Raw genomic sequence first — 16,451 nt, 5'->3', positions numbered from 1 at the left:
GCGACGACCCGCATCGGAGTGCTGAGCCTGCAGGGCGATTTCGCGTGTCACCGCGCCGCGCTCGAGCCACTGGGCGTCGAGGTGGCGCGAGTCACGCTGCCGGCGGATCTTGCGGCGCTCGATGCGCTGGTGATCCCGGGCGGTGAGTCGACCACCATGCTGCGGCTCATGCACTCGAACGGGCTGCGCGCGCCGCTCGCGGCATTCGCACGCCAGCGCCCGGTGCTGGGAACCTGCGCCGGGCTGATCGTGCTCGGAACCAGCGCGGACCGGCTGCCGCACCCACCGCTCGGGGCGCTCGACGTGACGGTTGAACGCAATGCCTACGGACGCCAGCTCGATTCATTCGAGGAGGTGCTCGAAGTGCCCGTCCTGGGCGGAGCCTTTCATGGTGTCTTCATCCGGGCGCCGCGCATCGGAAGACTCGGGCGCGGGGTCGAAGTGATCGCGCGGCGCGGGCGCGGGCCGCGCGGCGAGGTGGTGGGAGTTCGACAGCGCAATGTGATCGGACTCACGTTCCATCCCGAACTGGCGGACGATTCGCGGCTCCACGAGTGGTTCGTGCGCGAAGTCGTGACTGCGCCCAGGCGCCGGAACTCGGAGGCGGCGTGAACCCGAACGAAGGCCACGATGCGGTGGCACGCGAGCGCTCCGCAAGGGTCGCGGCGTCGCCCGAGCGCGCCGCCCTGCACGCGTTCCTCGAGAAGCACCAGCGCTTCCTGCTCACCACCCACATCAATCCGGATGGCGACGGAATCGGCAGCGAAGTCGCGCTGGCGCGCTGGCTGATCGACCGCGGTCGCGAGGTCAAGATCCTCAACGACTCGGTGCTGCCAGCGCACTTTACGTTCCTCACCGACGGACTCACGGTCGAGACTTGGGAATCCGAGCTCGCCGAGCGCCGTTTCGCGGAAGCCGATGCATTCGTGGTGCTCGATACCAGCAATCGCCAGCGCATCGGCCGGCTCTCGGCCTCGCTCGATCGAGCCATGGTCCCGATCGCGATCATCGATCATCACGTCTCGCACGCGCACGGGTTCGGACAGGTCAACGTGATCGAGGCCGGTGCGGCGGCGACCGGCGAGATCATCTACGACCTGATCGGCGAGGCGGGCGGCACGATCACCCCTGCGATCGCCGAGGGTCTCTATGTCGCGCTGATGACCGACACCGGCTCGTTCAAGTACTCGAATACCGACTCGCACGCGCATCGCATGGCGGCCGAGTTGCTGAGCCATGGGCTCGATCCGCAGCGCCTGCATGCGCTGGTTCACACGCATGCCTCGGCGGGACGACTGCGCTTCTTCGGCGAGACTCTGGCGCGTCTCGAACTTGCGTCGCGCGGTCAGCTCGCGATCCTGGTCGCGACTCCCGAGCAGTTTCAGCGCCACGGGCTGGCCGGCGCGGATACCGATGGGCTCGTCGATCTGCCGCGCACCATCGCAGGTGTCGAAGCCGTGGTGCTGTTCTCCGAAGTCGAAGTCGGCAAGGTCAAGGTTAGCATGCGCTCGACCGGCCGCGTCGCCGTCGATCAGATCGCCAGCCGTCACGGCGGCGGCGGCCACCTGCATGCGGCGGGCGTGCTGATGCGCGGCACCATCGAGCAGGCGCGCGATCGCGTGCAGCCCGAACTCGAGCGCGTGATCGCCGAGCTGGAACCGCGAGCGTCGGGGCGCGCGTGAGTGCGAGCCTCTCGATGAGCACCGCACCGCACGAGCCCGGCCTTTCGACGGTGGCGGCGCGCGTCACCGCGCGCGCGCTGGCGCATCGCTACAGCCGCGGCCGCGGTCTCGAAGCGATCGACTTCACGCTCGAGTCGCCCGGGGTGAACGCCGTGTGCGGCGCCAATGGTGCCGGCAAGAGCACGCTGCTTCGAATCGTCGCAGGGCTGCTGCGCCCGACCTCCGGATCGTCGGAGGTTCAGGTGGCGGGCCTCGCGGTGGCTCCGGCGCTGCGCCGCCACGTGATCGGCTACGCGGGTCCGGATCTGGCGTTCTACGACGAGCTGACGGTCGAAGAGAACCTTCGTTTCGCCGCCGAGGCACGCGGCCTCACCGGCAGCACCGCGCTCGTCGACTCGGCGCTGGAGCGGGTCGGACTCGACTCGCGCCGCCGCGATCGGGCGGACGCGCTGTCGAGCGGCATGAGCCAGCGGCTGCGGCTCGCCTTCGCTCTGCTGCACGCGCCGCCGCTGCTGCTGCTCGACGAACCCGGCAATCATCTCGATGAGGAGGGACGCGCCACACTCGAGCGCGTCGTTCGCGACGAAGGTCGTCGTGCGCTCGTCCTCATCGCCACCAACGAGGAACGCGAACGTGCACTCGCGAGTCACATCATCGAGCTCCGGGGCCGCGGTCTGGGCCATCCTGCGTAAAGAGTGCCGCACCGAGTGGCGCACCCGCTACGGCCTCAACGCGGCACTGCTGTTTGCGGTGACCAGCCTGACCGCCACGAGCTTTGCGGTCGGGCCGCTCGGCGATCGGCCCGACGTGCTGGCGGCGCTCCTGTGGGTGGTGCTGCTGTTCGCGGCCCTGGCCTCGCTCCATCACGCGTTCGTTCGCGAGGTCGAGAGCCATACCATGACGCTGCTGCGGCTGGTGGCATCGCCCACGCAGATCGCGCTCGGGAAGCTCGGCTTCAATCTGGCGTTCCTGTTCGTGATCGAGGCCGTGACGGTTCCGCTGTTTGCACTGCTGTCGGGCGCACCCGCGCCTCGCTGGGGCCCGTTTCTGGGGGTTCTCGCCCTCGGAAGCGTCTCGCTGGCGGCAGCGGCCACCCTGGTGGGTGCCGTTGTGTCTCAGACCCGTGGTCGCGGCGCACTGTTTGCAGGTGTTTCGTTCCCGCTACTGCTGCCGATGCTGGCTGCGGCGGTGAGCGGAACGCGCGCTCAGTGGGCGGGGCAGCCGGTCACGAGCGAACTGCGATTGCTGGCCGCCTACGCCCTGGGACTTCTGGCTGCGAGCTTCGTGCTCTACGACCACCTGTGGGAGGAATGAGATGAAGCGCATCGCCGTGCTCGCGTTGTTCGTCTGGATCGCGGGCTGGATCGCGGCGGCATTTCTGTGGGCGCCGCTCGTGCCGGTGCTGGGGCCGACCACGCGCGTGCTGTATTTCCACATTCCCGCGGCGTGGGTGACGGTGCTGGCGCTTGGCTGGTCGATGGTGCACAGCGTGCTCTACCTGGCGCGCCGCCGCATGGATCACGACCATCACGCGGCCGGCTCGGCCGAGATCGGCATCCTGTTTTGCGTGGTCGCGACGCTGAGCGGCTCGATGTGGGCCAAGGCGATGTGGGGCTCCTACTGGAACTGGGATCCGCGTGAGACCTCGATCTTCTTCCTGTTGCTGGTCTACGGAGCGTATCTCGCGCTGCGAGCCTCGATCGACGATCCGGCGCGCCGGGCGCGACTGTCGGCGGTCTATTCCGCGATTGCGTTCGTCGCGGTACCCTTCCTGATCTTCGTGGTGCCGCGCATCTACTTCTCGCTGCATCCCGATCCGATCATCAATCCTCAGGGCAAGATCGACATGGACCCGCGCATCCGCACCACGTTCTTCGCGCTGCTCGCTGGCATGAGTGCGTTGTTCTTCTGGGTACTGAATCTGCGCGTGCGGACCGGCCGGCTCGAGACGCGAGCCACCGAAGCCGAGATCGCGCTCGAGGCGTCTTCCGGGAGGTCGCGTTGAATCCGAACTGGGTCGTGATGGGCGTCACCCTGCTGACCTGGGCGCTGTTGTTCTTCTACCTTTGGCGCCTGGATCGCCGCATCCGGGATCTGGAGAAGCGATGAACCTCAAACTGATCGTGGCACTCGTGCTGCTGGGTGGAGCGGTGACGGTCGGCGTCACCAGTTTCCGCAAGACCGTCACGCCCTACATCACGTTCGCCGAGGCGCGTCGCGCCAGCGGGCTCGTGCAGGTCAACGGCGTGCTGGCCGACAAGGCGTACGTGCTGAAGCCGGATGAGCAGTACCTGAGCTTCCGGTTGAGCGACGACAAGGGAGAGGTGCTGCCGGTCGAATACCGCGGCACCGTGCCCGGCAACTTCGACCAGGCGACTTCGATCGTCGCGATCGGCCGCTACGACGGCAAGGTCTTCAAGGCGGATCAGCTGCTGGTCAAATGCCCATCGAAGTACCAGGCCGAAGCGGACAAGGCGATGGCGAAGGGCGGTACTTCGTGAATCTCGGGCAGATCCTGAGCTGGATCTCGTTCCTCGCCTCGATCGTCGCGGGCCTCGGCTTCCTGGCTGCGGCCGGCGGGCGCGAAGGCGGCGGGAAGGTGGGACGCGTCGCCTTCCGGGTCCAGTGGTTCGCGCTGCTCGCATCGACTGCGTTCCTGTGGCTCATCCTCTTCAACCACCAGTTCCAGTTCCAGTACGTCGCGAACTACTCCTCGCGCTCGATGCCCTGGTACTACGTTTACGCGGCACTGTGGGGCGGGCAGGAGGGCACCTTCCTGCTGTGGGCGCTGATCACGGCGACGCTCGGACTGCTCATGATGCGCGGTCGCGGTCTGTTCGCGAACTCCACCATGTTGTTCCTCAATCTGCCGCTGGTGCTGCTGGGACTCGTGACGGCGATGCGCGGCCCGTTCCTGATGTGGCCGAACGGCGGAATGCCGCCGGATGGACAAGGCCTCAATCCGCTGCTGCAGGACCCGTGGATGACGATCCATCCGCCGGTGCTGTTCATCGGATTCTCGTCGCTGGTCGCGCCGTTCGCGATCGGCATGTCCGCGCTCGTCCATCGTGACTACGACGGCTGGGTGAAGCGGGTGTTGCCCTGGTGCGCCTTCAGCGCCGGGATCCTCGCGACCGGCTTCATCATGGGCGGCGTGTGGGCGTACAAGGTGCTGGGCTGGGGTGGTTACTGGGGTTGGGACCCGGTCGAGAACGGCTCGTTGATCCCCTGGCTCTGCAACATGGCGCTGCTGCACGGCCTGCTGGTCCAGCGCGCCACCGGCAGCCTGCGGCGCACCAACTTCTTCCTGGCCATCACCTCGTACGTGCTGGTGCTCTACGCCTCGTTCCTGACCCGCAGCGGTGTGCTGGCCGACTTCTCGGTGCATTCGTTCGCGAACCTGGGCCTGAGCGGTTTCCTGCTCTCGTTCCTGTTGATCGTGCTGGTGACCGGCTACGGCGCTTTGCTGTGGCGGATGCGCGACATCCCCAAGGCCAAGGAGCCGCTCGGAAGCTTCTCGCGCGAATCCATGATGTGGCTCGGTCAGCTGGTGTTCATGCTGATGACCGCGCTCATCACGGTCGGCATGAGCGCGCCGCTGCTCACGCGGCTGTGGGGCCCGCCTTCGAACGTGCAGACTTCGTACTACAACCTGGTCAACGCCCCGCTCGCGATTGCGCTCGGCCTGCTGCTGGGCTCGGCGCCGCTGATGCGCTGGCGCCATCAGGATCCGCGCGTATTCCTGAGTTCGGTGCTCCCGGCACTCGGCGTGGGCCTTGCGGTGGTGATCGCGGCACTGCTCATGAAGGTGCAGGACCTGGTGCCGCTCACGGTGCTGTTCGGCGCGGGATTCGCACTCGGTGCCAACGTGATCGTCACCGCGCGCGGATTTCGCAGCGGCTGGAAGCATGGCCTTCCGTATCTGGCCCACTCCGGCGTGGCGATCCTGCTGATCGGCGTGATCGCTTCGTCGAATTACGGCGCCTCGACGCAGGTTCAGCTCCCGCGTGGCCAGTCACGCAATGCGCTCGGCTACGCGCTCACCTATCAGGGCGTGCGGACCGGCGAGCGCGGCCAGGATCAGGTCGTGATCGCGGTTCAGGACCCGAGCGGCAACTACGAAGCGAGCCCCAAGCTCTACTGGAGCGAGTTCAATCAGGCCTACATGAAGAAGCCGCACATCCAGCGCCACCTGACGCACGACGTCTACATCTCGCCGCTCGAGATGGTCGGCCAGGAAGAGGCTTCGCGCGGTGTGTGGTTCCGAAAGGGCGAGAGCAAGAAAATCGGCGAAGTGCTGTGGACGTTCGTCGACTTCGATCGCCAGATGGGTGACGTGGTGCGGGTCGCTGCGCGCATGAGAGCCGAGATCGGTGGCCGCACCGTGCCGGTGCGCCCGATTCTCGAGATGAAGATGGGGGGAGACGGGGTGCCCAATCGAATTCCCGACTACCTTCCGGGCGGCGCCTCGGTGCAGATCCTGTCGGTCGATCCCAATACCGGGAGCGTTCAGCTCGAGCTACCCGGCATGGGACGCGGCGACGGGGGCGACGTGCTCGCGGTCGAGATCAGCACCAAGCCACTCATCAATCTGGTGTGGGCGGGAGCGATCGTGATGCTCGCGGCCACGTTCCTGAGCATGATCCGCCGCATCATCGATCAGCGTCGCTCGCAGGTGGCGGCAGCGAAGGCGTAGCCGCGGCGACCGCGCGCAGTCGTTCGCAGGATGGAATCACGAAGCGCGCCTGACCGGTGACGAGCAGGCCCTCGCGTCCCCAGCGTGACAGTACTCGGATCGCCGACTCGACCGTGGTGCCGACCAGCTCGGCGACTTCCTGGCGCGAGAGCCGCATCGGGATCGTCGTGCCGCCCTCGCCGCTCTCACCCATGCGCTCGGCGAGCGACAGGAACAGCTGTGCGATCCGCGCCTCGACCGGGTGACTGCGACTCTCGACCAGCTTTCGGGTGAGCGTCAGGTAGCGCCGGGTCATGTCGCTGATCAGCGTGCGCGACAATTCCGGATGACGTTCGACGAGGTCGAGGTAATCGCGCGCCGGCACGCGGAGCAGCGTGGTGGCTTCGAGCGCGATCGCCGTGGCGGGATAGCGCATTCGGTTGTGGACCGCCACCACGCCAACCGGTTCTCCGACGCCGAAGATCTCCAGGATCATGTCGGTGCCGCCGCCGTGTCGCACGATCTTGACGCGACCCTTGACGATCAGCGTGAGCGTCTCGGCCGCATCTCCGGTATTCCAGATCACGTCGCCGCGACCGTACTCGCGGAGCGTCGCGATCGCCTCGATCTGTCGACGCGCCTCCGCCGGCAGCGACCGCAACATCGGCATCGCCTGGATCGCAGCAGGAATGCGTTCGATTCGAAGGGCGGACATGGCGTGCGGGTCCCCGGGTCGGCGGCCGGATCGAAGGCCGGCGGACTGCGTCCGCATGGCGGCGAAACTGCGTGGCGAGCATGCCGCAAACGTGTCGAGCTCACCAGCTTGGGACTGTGCTAGGGTCGGGTCGCCCGCCACCCTTGAGAGCCGCGACCATCGTACGGGCGTATGACGGCCGTCATGTCGGTGGGAACTCATCTCGCCGATCCTGTCGGCATGTGCTCAAGACCTGCCGACCTTCGCGACCTCGACCCCTTCGCCCGATTCCGACGCGACCACGCGCGTGTGAGCTCCGAGATCGACGATCTGGAGCAGCGCCTGCTCGGCGGCGAGGCTGCAGTCGACGAGGGATTCCTGTGCGCCGCGCTCGCTCGGCTCGCGAGCGAATTCGCGACCCACATGGCCGCGGAGGACTTCGTGCTCTATCCCGCCCTGCACGCGGCGTTTCCGGCCGGGCGCGGCACGCTCGCGACGCTTCGGAACCATCATGCCGAGCTGCGCCTGATGCTCTCGACACTGTTCGAACGACTCGAAACGCCGAGCTCCGCGGCGCGAAATGAACAGATTCAGGTCGTACTGCGCGACTTCATCGATCTCCTGCGACTCCACATTCATTGCGAGGAGTCGACGGTGTTCGATGTCGCGTCGCGCGTGTTGTCGAACTCCGAGGTGGAGCGCATCGCGCGGGACATCGCGCCGCGCTTCGATTCGAATTCTGCCCGGGACTCCGAGCCCGGTCCATCGAAAGGAATTTCAACGTGAAGCGCCTGATCTCCCTCGTTCTTGTGTTGTTCGGCGGGCTGATGCTTTTGTGGATCGGCGGTTGCGCGTCCGGCGGAGGCGACGAAAAGATCGAAGGGCAGGAAGACGCCGTGCTCACGTTCGCGCCGAACGTTCCGCCTCCGATCACGCGACGTCACCCGACCAAGGTGATCGTAAAGCTCGAGACCCACGAGGTGATCGACCGGTTGGCCGACGGAGTCACCTATACGTTCTGGACGTTCGGCGGCAAGGTGCCGGGCAAGTTCATCCGGATCCGTGAAGGAGACCTGGTCGAATTCCACCTCAGCAACGATCCATCCAGCAAGATGCCGCACAACATCGACCTCCATGCGGTCACCGGTCCCGGCGGCGGTGCGGCCTCGTCGTTCACCGCGCCCGGCCACACCTCGACATTCTCGTTCAAGGCACTCAACCCCGGCTTATTCGTCTATCACTGCGCGACGGCGCCGGTCGGCATGCACATCGCCAACGGGATGACTGGACTCATTCTGGTCGAGCCCAAGACCGGCCTCCCGAAAGTCGACCGTGAGTACTACGTCCAGCAGTCCGAGTTCTACACCGCGGGGCGCAACGGCGACGCGGGCCTGCAGCCCTTCAGCATGGAGAAGGCGATCCGCGAGCAATCGGAGTACGTCGTGTTCAATGGCTCGGTCGGCGCGCTGACCGGCGACCACGCACTCACCGCGAGGGTCGGCGAGACGGTTCGCCTGTTCGTGGGCAACGGTGGACCGAACTACGTCTCGTCGTTCCACGTGATCGGGGAGATCTTCGATCGCGTGCTGGTGGAGGCGGGTACGCTCGAGAATCACAACGTTCAGACCACGCTCGTGCCGCCGGGCGGCGCGGCGATCGTGGAATTCAAGCTGCAGGTGCCGGGCACCGCGATCCTCGTGGATCACGCAATCTTCCGTGCCTTCAATCAGGGCGCGCTCGGAATGCTCAAGGTCGACGGTGCGGAGGACAAGGTTGTCTACTCGGGCAAGCAGAGCGATGAGGTCTATCGCCCGGAAGGTGGCACGATTCAGTCCGTCGGAGTTGCGGCGCCGACGCTCGAGCCCGCGCACGACAAGGACGATCGCATCGAGCGGGGCAAGGTGGTGTTCAGTTCGATCTGCGCCGCCTGTCATCAGCCGAACGGCGCCGGAATCGCAGGGTCGTTCCCACCGGTGGCGAGCTCCGACTATCTGAACGCCGACCCGGCGCGCGCGATCGGCATCGTCGTCAACGGCCACACCGGACCGATCAAGGTCAACGGCGTCGAATACAACTCGACCATGCCGGCGCTCGGCCTGACCGACGAGGACGTCGCCAACGTGCTCACCTACACCTACAGTCAGTGGAACAATTCCGGCCACGAGGTGAAGCCGGCGGAGGTTGCTTCTGTGAGAGCCCGCAGCGCGGTCAAGAAATGAGCGACGCTCGAAGTCGCGGGTCACGGGCGCTCGCCGCCCTGGCGTTCGCGGCGGGGCTCGCGGCTGCCGCACCCGCGAGTGCCCAGTGGTCGGTCTCGGCGAACGACGGCAAGTCGGTGCTCAGCCTCGGATTCCTGGCGCAGATGCAGATCGAGGCGCTGAAGGCGGCGGGGTCCGATGAGTACGCGCAGAATCTCTTTGTTCGCAGGGCGCGGCTGATTCTCGGCGGGCGGGTCGATGCCCGCACCTCGTTCTTTCTGGACACCGACGTGCCGAACCTCGGCAAGGGGCAGACGACCGGAGCTAAGGTATCGAACACGATGGTGCTCCAGGACCTGGTGATCACGCAGGCAATCGGTCGCGAGTTCAAAGTGGATGCAGGCATGCTGATGGTGCCGGTCTCTCACAACGCGCAGCAGTCGGTGGCGTCCGCGACTCCGATCGACTACGGCCCCTACAGCTTCCTGCAGTCCGACGCGACCGATTCGCGGGTCAATCGCGACTACGGGGTGGACGGTCGCGCCTACCTGGCCGGTCAGCACGCGGAACTGCGCGCCGGCGTCTATCAGGGCGCCCGCGGCGGCCGTTCCATCGGCGCGTTCCGCACCACGCTCCGCGCGGTCTACTACCCGTTCGAAGCGGATACCGGCTTCTTCTACTCGGGCACCGGATTCGGCAAGAAGCGAATCGTGGCGCTCGGCGGCAGCTTCGACACGCAACAGTCGTACGAGTCGTGGGCTGGCGACCTCTACGTGGACTGGCCGGTGGCCGGCGACTGCGTCAATCTGCAGGTCGACTACATGCGCTGCGATGGGCGCCAGAGCTTTGTCGCGCTGCCGAGGCAGGACGCGTTGTTGCTGGAGGTCGGCTACTTCTTCCACCAGGCGCACCTCACGCCATTCGTCCAGTTTGCGACGCGAGACTTCAACGATCCGGCGCTCGCCGACGAATCGAAGCTTCAGGGAGGGCTCGCGGTGTGGGGCAATGGACACCGGCACAACCTGAAGCTCGGCGTCGCGAAACTCACCCGGCACGCCGCATCGGACGGTCTTCAGTACCTGGCGCAATGGCAAGTGCTCGCATTCTGACCCTCGCGCTAGCGATGCTCGCGATGCCCGGGCTGGGAAGCGGAGCGGCTCGCGAGTCCTTGCTGGTGCGGATTCCCGCCGGGCACTACGAGCCGCTCTACCGGCGGCCTTCGCGCGACGGCCTCCCGACTTCGCGCGTGGCGGTTCCGGCTTTCTGGCTGGCGTCCCACGCGGTGACGAACTCCGAGTACCTGGCGTTCGTGCGGGAACATCCCGAATGGCGCCGGTCGAATGCGCGTCGACTGTTCGTGGACGAGAGCTATCTGCGTCACTGGCGAAGCGATCTCGACTTCGGTGATTCGACGCTCGCCGAGAGTCCGGTGGTCAACGTCTCTTGGTTCGCGGCTCGTGCCTATTGCGCGGCGCATGGCCATCAACTCCCCACGGTGGATCAATGGGAATACGCGGGCGCCGCGAGCGAACGCAGCACGAATGCGATGCGTGACACGCTCTTTCAGGACCGCCTGCGGGCGTGGTACTCGCGGCCCACCCCCGAGCGACTCGCTCACGTCCGTTCCACGTTTCGAAATGTCTACGGTGTCTGGGACATGCACGGGTTGATCTGGGAATGGACGAGCGATTTCTCCTCGGCGCTGGTGAATGGTGAATCGCGAGCGGACGAGGCGCTCGATCGCTCTCTCTACTGCGGAAGTGGAGCCGCGAACGCGGCCGACTTCCGCGACTACGCCGCGTTCATGCGGTTCGCTTTCCGCAGCAGCCTGTCGGCGCGGTATTGCGTCGCCAATCTCGGATTCCGCGAAGCGGCGACGTTGCCGCGAAGCGATTCCGAGCCCGCGGGCGGCCGACCATGAACTGCGCGGTTCGCAGCCTGGCTCGTCGCGCGACACTCGGTCTGCTCATGGGACTCCTGATTGCGATGACCGGGTGCGGGAGCCGACCCTCCGCCGAGCGTTTCGCCGCGACGCACGAGTCCACCCTCGAGCCTCTGCCGGTCGGGCTGGTCGCGGGAGAGTCGCTCGATGCATTCGACTCGACGTTTGTGGACCAGTCCGGCCGCGCGGTGACGCTCGCGAGCTATCACGGCCGCCCGATGGTGCTCGCCATGGTCTATACCCATTGCACCTCCGCCTGCCCGTTGTTGCTGACCAGCCTGCGCCGCTTCGAGCAGGAGCTACCCTCCGCGCAGCGCGCGAACACGTGGTTCGTGCTCGTCACCCTCGACCCGGAACATGACCCGCCCGACACCCTGCGAGCGTTTGCGAACGCGCGCGGTCTGGATGCGAGCCGCTGGCGGCTGCTCACCGGGGGGCGTGAGGCGACCATCGAGCTTGCGGCGATCCTCGGCGTCAAGGTGCGCGACGACGGAAACGGCGCGCTCGCGCACTCGAGCAATGTCTATCTGCTCGACGACCGGGGCGTGATTCGCCATGCGCTGGTCGGCCTCGGCGCGGATCCCGCGGAGCTCGTCGCGGCGCGGACTGCGCTGCGGTGATCGTCGCGTCGGACGCTCAGGCGCCACTCGGGACGCTACACGGCACCGCGACCGAGTGGCCTGACCCCTACCGCATTCTGTTTCCACTCGGAATCGCGTTCGCGATTGCCGGGGTCGCCCCATGGATCCGATTTGGCGCGGAAGCCATACCGTCGGCGGGGTCGCTGCACATGGCGCTCATGATCGAGGGCTTCGAGCAGTCGTTCGTGCTCGGCTTTCTCCTCACCGCGCTGCCCGCGTTCACGCGCGGGGCTCGATGCGCCCGCTGGGAGCTGGCCATGGGCGCGCTCCTGCTCGCGGCCTTCGCGCTCTTCGCGTTCACGGGTCCCGGCTGGGCGGCCGAACTCGCTTACGCAGCTTCGGTCGCGCTGATCGGCTGGGCGCTCACCAGTCGCATCGTCCGGGTGCGGCGGTTGCCTCCGGAAGAGTTCCTATTCGTGGGAGTCGGGCTGTTGCTCGGCCTGTGTGGCGCCGCGGTGATGATCGCGAGTCAACGGCTCGGCTGGGCGCCGACCTCTCCGCGCCTCGGCGAACGACTGCACTCGCTCGGCATGACGCTCTCGATCGTGCTGGGTGTGGGTGGGTTGCTGGTGCCGACCTTTTCGGGCATTCGCGAGCCGCTGCGCGTTCCGGGTATCGCAGGGGCGCACGAGCGCGACGGTCGCCGCCGGCTCTACGTGCCGGTCGCACTCGCGCTCATCGGCGCCTTCGCACTCGAGGCGATCGGGCTCGCCCGGACCGGAGCGTTCGTGCGAGCCGTGGCTGCAAGCGTGCTGCTGCTCCTCGTCTGGAAGCTCTGGCGTCGTCCGCAGATCAAGGGGCCCGTGCCGATCAGCCTGTGGGCATCCGGTTGGATCTTGCTGCTCGGATTGTGGTTCGCGGCGCTGTGGCCGAGCCTGACGCTCGCGGCCTACCACATCGTATTCGTGGGCGGATTCGGGTTCCTCACGATCGGAATCGGAACTCGCGTCACCGTGGCTCACGGAAAGCATCCGCTCTCCGCGGAGCCTCGGCTCATGACACCGCTCGTCTTCGCTGCGATGGTGCTTGCTCTCGTGGTGCGCGTCGCGGCCGAGCTCATGCTTCATCCGGTGAATCTTCTGCGATCGGCGAGCGCCGTCCTGTGGATGCTCGCGTGGGCGCTATGGGCGAGCCGGGCGCTCCCGCGCATGCTGAAACTCGCCCATCGACCCCAGGTTGCGCCTCGAGTCCAGGTCTGAAGCGCCCGGACCCCGCGGCCGATAACCGACGCATGATTCTCTCGGATCGATCGAAAGGGGACGGGCCTCCGCGACCGAAATCGCGGAGCGGCGCGGGCGAACCTCCCATCACTCCCAGGGCCAACTGCCCCGGTTGTGGGCGCCCGCAGGCCATGCTGCGCGCGGCTCAGTGCGTCTATTGCGGTCAGCGACTGGAACCGAAGATCGCCCCGGTCTCGGCGGGCAACATCTTTGCGCCGCCGGACTCCGCCATTCCCGCGGATATTCTGATGGCACTCGAGCCGGGCTCTCGCCCGAGCGGATCGAAGAAGCTCTGGGTGCTGCGGATCGGTACCGCGCTCGCGGTGCTCTCGCTGCTGATGATCGTGGTCGCGTTGTTTGGGGCGAAGAAGTAGAGAGAGCTTGTCAGCTGCACGGATGTGCACTAACATTCGAGCGGTGCCTCCGATGCCCAGCTCTCCATTCCATCCGCGATTCTCTGTCGCACTCGGCGATGGCCCTCCTGAGTCTCGCGTGCGAAGGCACGCTCGTCAGGCGAGCTGCGCGTGATCCTGCTCGTCGACATGGATGCCTTCTTCGCCTCGGTCGAGCAGGCGCACCAGCCGCATCTGCGGGGTCTGCCGGTAATCGTGTGCGGCGATCCCCAGCGCCGCGGAGTCGTGACCGCTGCTTCTTACGAAGCGCGGCCGTTCGGGGTCCGCGCCGGTATGCCGCTCGGTGAAGCGCGCCGCTTGTGCCCTCAGGCGCAATACATCGAGGGCAATCCCTCCAAGTATGTGGCGCTCTCGCTCAAGCTATTGCAGTTCTACCTGACCCACACGCCTGACGTGGAGCCGTTCAGCGTCGACGAAGCGTTCCTGCGAGTCGGCGGCTCGGGCATCACGCTCGAAGGCGCTCGCGAAATCGCGTCGCGGATCCAGAGCGGTATTCGCGAACGATTCGGGCTCTCGGCTTCGATCGGCATCGGACCGAACAAACTGGTCGCCAAGATGGCTTCGGGAGTTTCCAAGCCGAGCGGGCTCACGGCCTTCGACGAGGCTGCGTTTCGAGCGCATTTCGGGCCGCTGCCCGCGCGCGAGATGTGGGGGATCGGGCCGCAGCTCGAGGAACGCCTCACCGCGCTCGGAATCCGCACCGTCTGCGAGCTCGCTGCGGCCGACTCGGATCGGCTTCGCGGCGCCTTCGGGGTGATCGGTCCGCAATTGAAGGAAGCCGCGAACGGTCGCGACGACACTCCGCTGGTGCCGTATCACGAAGGCGTGGATCCCAAATCGATGGGCCATGAAGTGACGCTCGCCGAGGACTCGGAAGATCCCGCGTTCATCGAGGGCACGTTGTTGCGGCTCTCGGATCAGGTCGGACGACGACTGAGAGGCGAGGGTTTCGTGGGACGCACGGTGGCGGTCAAGCTGCGCGACCACGCATTTCGCACACGCATCCGTCAGCGGGTACTGGCCACCGCGACCGATGACCACTCGCAGGTGTTCGAAGTGGCGCGCGCTCTGTGGGGCGAGCTGTGGCGCGGCGAACGCGTTCGGCTGATCGGTGTTTCTTTGACCCAGCTGTCGAAGCGCTCCGAGGCCGGCCAGCTCGAGATGTTCACCGGCGACACTCGCGCCCAGAAGTTGCGAGAGGCACTCGATCGAGTGCGCGACAAACTCGGTGAGGCGAGTGTGGTTCCGGCCGGAACGCTGGCACACCGTTCGCGCTCGACACACGTGCCGTTCGGCGCGCTGAAGCGTCGCGATCCGGGCTCTCGTCCACGCGACTCCGACTCGGGGAGGAGCGAGTGAGTGAGGTGCGCGTGGATACGGCGCGCGCTCCGCGCACTCAGCGCGCCCAAATCCTGGTCGGCACTTCGGGCTATTCGTTCCCCGACTGGCCGGGCCGTTTCTACCCGGAGGGCATGAAGTCGGGAGACTTCCTCGAGTTCTACGCGCGCCACTTCCCGGCCGTCGAGGTGAACTCAACCTACTACCGCATCCCGCCGCCCCGCACGCTCGAGCGCATGGCTGCGAAGACGCCGCCGGAATTTCGCTTCGTGGTCAAGCTGCACGGCAGCATGACGCACGAACACTCCCTTGGCGCCGATGCGGTCGCGAGCTTTCGCGCCATGCTCGAACCCTTGAAGCAGACGGGCAAGTTCGATGGCCTGCTGGCTCAGTTCCCCTATGGCTTTCATCGCACCCCGGCGAATCGCCTGCACCTTGCGGCGGTGCGTGATGCCTTCGCCGATGAGCCGCTGTTCGTCGAGTTCCGACACGATTCGTGGCTCGCGCCCGAAGTGGTTCCAGCGCTGCGCGAGCGTCGCATCGGATGGTGTGCGGTCGACGAACCGGCGCTTCCTCACTTGCTGCCGCCAGTCACGCACCTGACGAGCGAGGACGCCTACGTGCGCTTTCACGGGCGCAACGCCGCGACCTGGTATGGCGGCGGGGGCGAGCGTTATGACTGGGACTACCAGGTCTCCGAGCTCACCGACTGGGTGAAGAAGATCGGCGAACTGGCGGATCAGGCGCGTCGCGTCTACCTGTTCTTCAACAACTGCCACGCCGGGCAGGCGGCCCGCAGCGCAAAGCTGATGCAGGAGCTGCTGAGGCAAGAGGGGCTCACGGTGTGAGGCCGCGCGCCGGTTACCGCCGGCGCACCTTGTCCTTGAGTCCGGGCTTGACGCGCACCGTGGCTTCGGAGGTCGTAATGATCAGCTCGCCGGTCGCCGGATCGCGTGACACCACCACGTTCGCCACGCCACGCACCTCGACATCCGCATCGCCGACCGAGCCGCTGTAGCGCAGGCGTTGATCACCCGAGAGTGCTTCCGGGGCGCGTGAGTCGTCCATCACCTGATCGAGCTGCTGCATCACGCGATTCACGTCGCGCATCGCGCGTTCCGAATCGAACGACTTGGACGATGTCTCGAGTTCGGCACGGCGCCGGTCGAGATCCTCGCGCAGTCGCGCGACCGAGGTGGCGTAACGACCCAGCGCATCGGGGCGCCGCCGCGCAGTCGAACGCGCCACGCGCTGCTGGCCGTCGCGCACGTAGGTCCAGCGCACCGTCTGGCCCGGCTTCACACCGCCGAAGTGCTTCTGGCCTTCGGGCGTGACGAGCGAGAGCCCGTCGATCTTGAACAGCCTGTCGCCTCGCTGCAGGCCGGCCTGCATGGCAGGGCCCTCGGGGTCGACCGAGTAGATCACCGGATACTCGCGAGTGCGCCACACGATCAGCGAGTCCTGAATCGCGAGCCCGCACTCACCGCAGTCGAGTCCCACGCCGAACCAGCCACGCTGTGCGAGACGCTCGGCGTCGCGGCGAGACATGAGGCGCAGATCCGCGCTGCGCGCCGAAGGCGGCGGGGGCGCCTCGGGAGCGTCGCGAGGGGAGCGCGGCGCGCGCGGTGCGACCGGGGTGGCCGGCGAG

General features: G+C 66.7%; 19 protein-coding genes. 17 read left to right on the top strand and 2 right to left on the bottom strand.

Going from position 1 to position 16,451, the window contains the following annotated elements; all coding sequences use genetic code 11:
* Window positions 1-12: 12 nt before the first annotated feature.
* From pdxT to ccsA (HOP12_08220), 8 genes are read left to right on the top strand one after another with little or no spacing between them, the layout of a single operon-like run.
* Window positions 13-612 carry a pyridoxal 5'-phosphate synthase glutaminase subunit PdxT gene (gene pdxT, locus HOP12_08255; GenBank protein ID NOT34145.1) on the top strand — a complete coding sequence of 200 codons (600 nt, stop codon included), beginning with the start codon at window positions 13-15 and terminating at the stop codon, window positions 610-612.
* Entirely contained in the window at window positions 609-1,682 is a 1,074-nt protein-coding gene (locus HOP12_08250; protein NOT34144.1) for a bifunctional oligoribonuclease/PAP phosphatase NrnA, read from the top strand. The genes pdxT and HOP12_08250 overlap by 4 nt, the downstream gene beginning before the upstream one ends.
* A 14-nt stretch (window positions 1,683-1,696) precedes the next feature.
* Window positions 1,697-2,374 (top strand): ATP-binding cassette domain-containing protein, encoded by a 678-nt coding sequence (locus HOP12_08245; protein ID NOT34143.1) that lies wholly within the window; start codon window positions 1,697-1,699, stop codon window positions 2,372-2,374.
* Entirely contained in the window at window positions 2,316-2,996 is a 681-nt protein-coding gene (locus tag HOP12_08240) for a heme ABC transporter permease CcmB (GenBank protein ID NOT34142.1), read from the top strand. The genes HOP12_08245 and HOP12_08240 overlap by 59 nt, the downstream gene beginning before the upstream one ends.
* 1 nt (window position 2,997) lies before the next feature.
* Entirely contained in the window at window positions 2,998-3,687 is a 690-nt protein-coding gene (gene ccsA / locus HOP12_08235) for a cytochrome c biogenesis protein CcsA (GenBank protein NOT34141.1), read from the top strand.
* Entirely contained in the window at window positions 3,684-3,791 is a 108-nt protein-coding gene (locus HOP12_08230) for a CcmD family protein (protein NOT34140.1), read from the top strand. Before ccsA (HOP12_08235) ends, HOP12_08230 begins: the two co-directional genes overlap by 4 nt.
* Entirely contained in the window at window positions 3,788-4,183 is a 396-nt protein-coding gene (locus HOP12_08225; GenBank protein ID NOT34139.1) for a cytochrome c maturation protein CcmE, read from the top strand. The genes HOP12_08230 and HOP12_08225 overlap by 4 nt, the downstream gene beginning before the upstream one ends.
* On the top strand, window positions 4,180-6,378 hold the full coding sequence (gene ccsA / locus HOP12_08220) for a cytochrome c biogenesis protein CcsA (GenBank protein ID NOT34138.1): 2,199 nt from the start codon (window positions 4,180-4,182) through the stop codon (window positions 6,376-6,378). The genes HOP12_08225 and ccsA (HOP12_08220) overlap by 4 nt, the downstream gene beginning before the upstream one ends.
* Here ccsA (HOP12_08220) and HOP12_08215 read toward each other — a convergent pair.
* On the bottom strand, window positions 6,335-7,072 hold the full coding sequence (locus tag HOP12_08215) for a Crp/Fnr family transcriptional regulator (GenBank protein ID NOT34137.1): 738 nt from the start codon (window positions 7,070-7,072) through the stop codon (window positions 6,335-6,337). The genes ccsA (HOP12_08220) and HOP12_08215 overlap by 44 nt on opposite strands.
* A 288-nt stretch (window positions 7,073-7,360) precedes the next feature.
* On the opposite strand from HOP12_08215, the gene HOP12_08210 reads away from it, so the two are divergent.
* The 9 genes from HOP12_08210 to HOP12_08170 all read left to right on the top strand — a co-directional run bounded on the left by HOP12_08210 (window position 7,361) and on the right by HOP12_08170 (window position 15,651).
* Entirely contained in the window at window positions 7,361-7,837 is a 477-nt protein-coding gene (locus HOP12_08210; protein NOT34136.1) for a hemerythrin domain-containing protein, read from the top strand.
* A 41-nt stretch (window positions 7,838-7,878) separates the two neighbouring features.
* Entirely contained in the window at window positions 7,879-9,270 is a 1,392-nt protein-coding gene (gene nirK, locus HOP12_08205) for a nitrite reductase, copper-containing (protein NOT34135.1), read from the top strand.
* Window positions 9,267-10,358, top strand: coding sequence for a hypothetical protein (locus tag HOP12_08200; GenBank protein ID NOT34134.1), 1,092 nt, complete (start codon window positions 9,267-9,269; stop codon window positions 10,356-10,358). The genes nirK and HOP12_08200 overlap by 4 nt, the downstream gene beginning before the upstream one ends.
* A gap of 23 nt (window positions 10,359-10,381) precedes the next feature.
* On the top strand, window positions 10,382-11,170 hold the full coding sequence (locus HOP12_08195; GenBank protein NOT34133.1) for a formylglycine-generating enzyme family protein: 789 nt from the start codon (window positions 10,382-10,384) through the stop codon (window positions 11,168-11,170).
* Window positions 11,167-11,811: an SCO family protein gene (locus HOP12_08190; GenBank protein ID NOT34132.1), complete on the top strand. Its 645-nt coding sequence runs from the start codon at window positions 11,167-11,169 to the stop codon at window positions 11,809-11,811. The genes HOP12_08195 and HOP12_08190 overlap by 4 nt, the downstream gene beginning before the upstream one ends.
* On the top strand, window positions 11,808-13,031 hold the full coding sequence (locus HOP12_08185; protein ID NOT34131.1) for an NnrS family protein: 1,224 nt from the start codon (window positions 11,808-11,810) through the stop codon (window positions 13,029-13,031). Before HOP12_08190 ends, HOP12_08185 begins: the two co-directional genes overlap by 4 nt.
* A 152-nt stretch (window positions 13,032-13,183) precedes the next feature.
* Window positions 13,184-13,426 (top strand): hypothetical protein, encoded by a 243-nt coding sequence (locus HOP12_08180; GenBank protein ID NOT34130.1) that lies wholly within the window; start codon window positions 13,184-13,186, stop codon window positions 13,424-13,426.
* A gap of 150 nt (window positions 13,427-13,576) precedes the next feature.
* The gene (gene dinB, locus HOP12_08175) at window positions 13,577-14,824 is read left to right on the top strand and encodes a DNA polymerase IV (protein NOT34129.1); all 1,248 of its coding nucleotides are present in this window, start codon (window positions 13,577-13,579) and stop codon (window positions 14,822-14,824) included.
* The gene (locus tag HOP12_08170) at window positions 14,821-15,651 is read left to right on the top strand and encodes a DUF72 domain-containing protein (GenBank protein NOT34128.1); all 831 of its coding nucleotides are present in this window, start codon (window positions 14,821-14,823) and stop codon (window positions 15,649-15,651) included. Before dinB ends, HOP12_08170 begins: the two co-directional genes overlap by 4 nt.
* 13 nt (window positions 15,652-15,664) lie before the next feature.
* On the opposite strand, the gene HOP12_08165 is transcribed toward HOP12_08170, so the two are convergent.
* Window positions 15,665-16,351: a PDZ domain-containing protein gene (locus tag HOP12_08165; GenBank protein ID NOT34127.1), complete on the bottom strand. Its 687-nt coding sequence runs from the start codon at window positions 16,349-16,351 to the stop codon at window positions 15,665-15,667.
* Window positions 16,352-16,451: the final 100 nt, after the last annotated feature.

The organism is Candidatus Eisenbacteria bacterium, assembly GCA_013140805.1.
Classification (GTDB): Bacteria; Eisenbacteria; RBG-16-71-46; order RBG-16-71-46; family RBG-16-71-46; genus JABFRW01.
Note: the sequence above shows the minus strand (reverse complement) of the source record. Positions and strands in the feature narration are given on the sequence as shown.